The 3,729-nt window shown below is 66.5% G+C and carries 4 protein-coding genes; 2 read left to right on the top strand and 2 right to left on the bottom strand.

The features are described 5' to 3' along the window. A partial coding sequence (locus VGD44_RS07560; protein ID WP_331085495.1) for a magnesium transporter CorA family protein occupies positions 1 to 891 on the bottom strand: 891 nt, incomplete at its 3' end. A 62-nt stretch (positions 892 to 953) separates the two neighbouring features. Continuing rightward, entirely contained in the window at positions 954 to 1,631 is a 678-nt protein-coding gene (locus tag VGD44_RS07555) for a CHAP domain-containing protein (protein WP_331085493.1), read from the bottom strand. Positions 1,632 to 2,130: 499 nt separating this feature from the next. Between VGD44_RS07555 and VGD44_RS07550 the strand changes: the two genes are divergently transcribed. Beyond that, positions 2,131 to 2,922 carry a TerC family protein gene (locus tag VGD44_RS07550; protein WP_331085491.1) on the top strand — a complete coding sequence of 264 codons (792 nt, stop codon included), beginning with the start codon at positions 2,131 to 2,133 and terminating at the stop codon, positions 2,920 to 2,922. 72 nt (positions 2,923 to 2,994) lie between these two features. Further along, positions 2,995 to 3,729 (top strand): acyl-CoA thioesterase II (locus tag VGD44_RS07545; protein ID WP_331085489.1); only part of this gene is annotated, 735 nt, incomplete at its 3' end.

Here is a 3,729-nt window from a genome sequence, read left to right as displayed (position 1 = left end):
GACCGCCAGCGGATAGCCTAGCGCCCAGTGCAGCTCGGGCATGACGTCGAAGTTCATGCCGTAGATCGAGGCCACCAGGGTGGGCGGCATGAACACCACCGCCACCACCGAGAAGAACTTGATGATGCCGTTCTGCTCGATGTTGATCAGGCCGAGGGCCGCATCCAGCAGGAAGGCGACATGCGCTGACTGGTGGCTGGAGTGCTCGGTCAGCGACTGGGTGTCCTGCTTCAGGGTGTCGAGGTGGGCGCGGCAGGCGGGCTGGGTGGATATCTCGTGGGCCAGCGAGGCGAACCCCAGCAGCCGCCCCACGCTGACCAGGCTGCCGCGGGCGAGCGCCGTCACCGACTGGGCCTGGGCCAGGCTGGTCATCAGCGGGCGGAAGTTGCCGGCCGGCGGGCGGTCGAAGATCGCGCTCGAGGCGTCCTCGACGCTGTGGCCGGTGTCGTCCAGCACCTGGGCCAGCCGCTCGATAACAGCGTCCAGCAGGCCCAGCAGCGTATCGGCCCCGTTGGTCTTCTCCTCCTCCAGCGCCCGGCCGGAAAAGACGGTGAAGGCGCGCAACTCCTCATAGCGCAGGGTGATCAGCATGCCCCTGGCCAGCACGAAGGTCACCGGCGTGCCGAACGGCTTGTTCTCGTGGCTGCGGGCGAGCAGCGTCGCGGTCATGAAGGTAGCGCCGCTCTCCTGATAGAGGCGGCTCGACGGCTCCAGCGCCGCCATCTCCTCGCGCGTCGGCAGGTCGAGGCCCAGCGCCGCCTCGACGGCCAGCTCCTCCTCGCGGGTGGGCTTGAGAAGGTCGATCCAGACCACGTCCGGATCCGGACGCCAGCCGGGGCCGGGCGTCTCGACCTGGAAGGCGCTCTGTCCGCGCCGAAGGACATTATGCATGCCGCCGCCTCCGCGCCCTTCTGTGACGGCGCGTCGGCTAAGGCGTCAACCGCGGATGCGGATCAGTTGCCGCCTTGGTCCTGGCGGGTGGCGGCCGCGATCAGGGCCGCGATGCGGTCCGTCGAGTCGGCGGCCTGGCTCAGCACGCTCATCGGGCCCTGATTGTTCGGGCGCACGGCGCTGGCCATCTGCTGGGCGGCCTGCTGGGCGACGGCGATGGCGCCGTTCTGGAAGCGGGTGACGCCGCTGGAGGCCAGCATGCGAGCCGAGGCGTCAGGATAGATGAAGCCGTGTACGGCGTAGGTCGAGCCGCCGAGGTCGCGGTTCGGGTCGTACCAGACCTTGACCTGGCTCCAGTCGCCGTCGGCGGAGACGTCGATGACGGTGACGTCCTTCTCCACCTTGCCGCGCGAGCCCTCGATCGGGCTCCAGTTGGCGTGGGTGATCTGCACGACGCGGTCGGTCAGCACCTGGCTGACCACGGCCACGTGGCCCAGGCGCATGCGCGAGGTCGGCTTGAAGCAGAGCACAGCGCCGGCCTTCGGCACGACGCCCGTCTCGTACTTGCCCACCGCCTGGCCCCACCAGGTGCGGGCGTCGCCGAAGATCTGGATGCCGGAGATCAGGCGCGCGAACGGCACGCACTGCCAATACGTCTCGGCCGTCGCCCCGATGGGCGCGAACATCACAAAGGCCGCGGCGGCCAGGGAGCCCACGAGGGCCCTCGTCCGTTTAGGCATACTTTGCTGACTCCCCGAACTGTCGGCGTGAAGGGGTAACGGTATCTGTCCTGAGTGAAAAGAGGGTTTACGCCGGGCCCCGCGCGGATTCGGGTGGATTATCCACAGCCCGGCTCAGGCATATCGAGGCTTACGCCTGAAAGGGGAGAAGTTATTTTCAAGTACTTCGTCCGAGATAGACCGGGATTCAAGAAAACTATTCGCGAACATCCGTTCATTTTCCCCAATTCAGCTGTCAAACGCCTTTATTCGGCCGTTACGTTAACGACGTGTGATCTTTTCTTACCCTGCGCTCACGCGCTCGTAACAAGGCGAAACAAGAGCTCGGCGCCGGTTCGGAAGTCCCGCGCCAGACTCGCCTAAGAGGAGAGTTTTCCCCATCACGAAGACGCGAGCACACCAGGGCGCCCAAAAAAGCGGCGCCAGGCCACGAGGCCCGCCGGGGTGGAAATTGTCACGCGAATATGTACGTGTATGAATTCGTCACGGGAGAGCCCAGATGGATATCGCCGCCCTGCTCAGCGACCCGGCCGCTTGGGCCGCGCTCGTCACCCTCATCGTCATGGAGGTGGTGCTCGGCATCGACAATCTCATCTTCATCTCGATCCTTTCGAACAAGCTGCCCGAGCACCAGCGCACGACGGCGCGGCGCATCGGCATCTCGCTTGCCCTCGTCATGCGGCTGGCGCTCCTCTCGACGCTGGCCTTCATCGTCGGTCTGGTGCAGCCGGTCTTCTCCCTGCCCATCCAGGCGCCGCCCGGCGAGCACGGCGAGCCGATGTTCGACCTCGCCTTCTCGTGGCGCGACCTGATCCTGATCGCCGGCGGCCTGTTCCTGGTCTGGAAGGCCACCACCGAGATTCACGAGAAGGTCGATCCGCAGGACACCCACGGGCTGATGAACACCAAGGCGAAGCTGGTCGGCGGCCTGGGCGCGGCCGTCCTTCAGATCATCCTGCTGGACCTGGTGTTCTCGATCGACTCCATCCTCACCGCCGTCGGCATGACCGACCACCTGCCGATCATGATCACCGCCGTGGTCATCACCGTGGGCGTCATGCTGGTGGCCGCAGACCCGCTGGCCAACTTCATCAACAACAACCCGACCGTGGTGATGCTGGCCCTGGGCTTCCTGTTGATGATCGGCGCGGTGCTGATCGCCGACGGCTTCGGCGTCCACGTGCCGAAGGGCTACATCTACGCCGCCATGGCCTTCTCGGCCGGCGTCGAGGCGCTGAACATGCTGGCGAGGCGCAAGCGGCCCACCGTCGAAGATAAGGTGCTGCATTGAGCCGTCCCTCCCTTGATGCGTCCCCTGAGGGGAGGGATTGCCCCACCTTCGCAATTGCAGCATAGGCCGCACATGGACACCCAGACCCTGGTCGAGACGCTCAAGCTCGAGCGGCTGGAGGTGAACCTCTTCCGCGGCACGACGCCCGACGAGGAATCGCGCCAGCGCATCTACGGCGGCCAGGTGATCGCGCAGTCGCTGCTGGCGGCCTACGAGACGGTCGAGGACCGGGTCTGCCACTCGCTGCACTGCTACTTCATCCGGCCCGGCGACCCCTCCGTACCGATCATCTTCGAGGTGGACCGCTCGCGCGACGGGGGCAGCTTCACCACGCGGCGGGTGATCGCCGTGCAGCACGGCCAGCAGATCTTCAACCTCGCCGCCTCGTTCCAGACCGAGGAGCAGGGCTACGAGCACCAGGCCGACATGCCCGACGCACCCGATCCCGACGCGGTGGAGGATGACTCCGAGGTGCGCAAGCGCTTCGCCAAGGAATACCCGCCCGAGGAACAGGACTGGATCGACCGGGTTCAGCCCATCGAGATGCGCACCGTCGGCGGCCGTTTCGACACCGCCGCCCCGCAGCCGCGCGAGCCGCGCCAGCAGGTGTGGTTCCGGGCCAAGGACGGCATCGGCTCGGACCCGCACATGCACCAGGTGATCCTTGCCTATGCGTCGGACATGAGCCTGCTCGGCACGTCGATCCGGCCGCACGGGGTGTCGTGGCGCACGCCGGGCTTCCAGTCTGCCAGCCTCGACCACGCCATGTGGTTCCACCGACCGACCGACTTCAACGAGTGGCACCTG

Source organism: Phenylobacterium sp., assembly GCF_036402295.1.
Lineage (GTDB): Bacteria > Pseudomonadota > Alphaproteobacteria > Caulobacterales > Caulobacteraceae > Phenylobacterium.
The sequence above is the reverse complement of the archived record's forward strand: the minus strand, read 5'-3'. Positions and strand labels throughout refer to the sequence as shown.

Excerpts from the sequence above, each read along its gene's own strand:
- VGD44_RS07555 (WP_331085493.1), bottom strand. The coding sequence starts at position 1,631 with ATGCCTAAACGGACGAGGGCCCTCGTGGGCTCCCTGGCCGCCGCGGCC.
- VGD44_RS07550 (WP_331085491.1), top strand. The coding sequence starts at position 2,131 with ATGGATATCGCCGCCCTGCTCAGCGACCCGGCCGCTTGGGCCGCGCTC.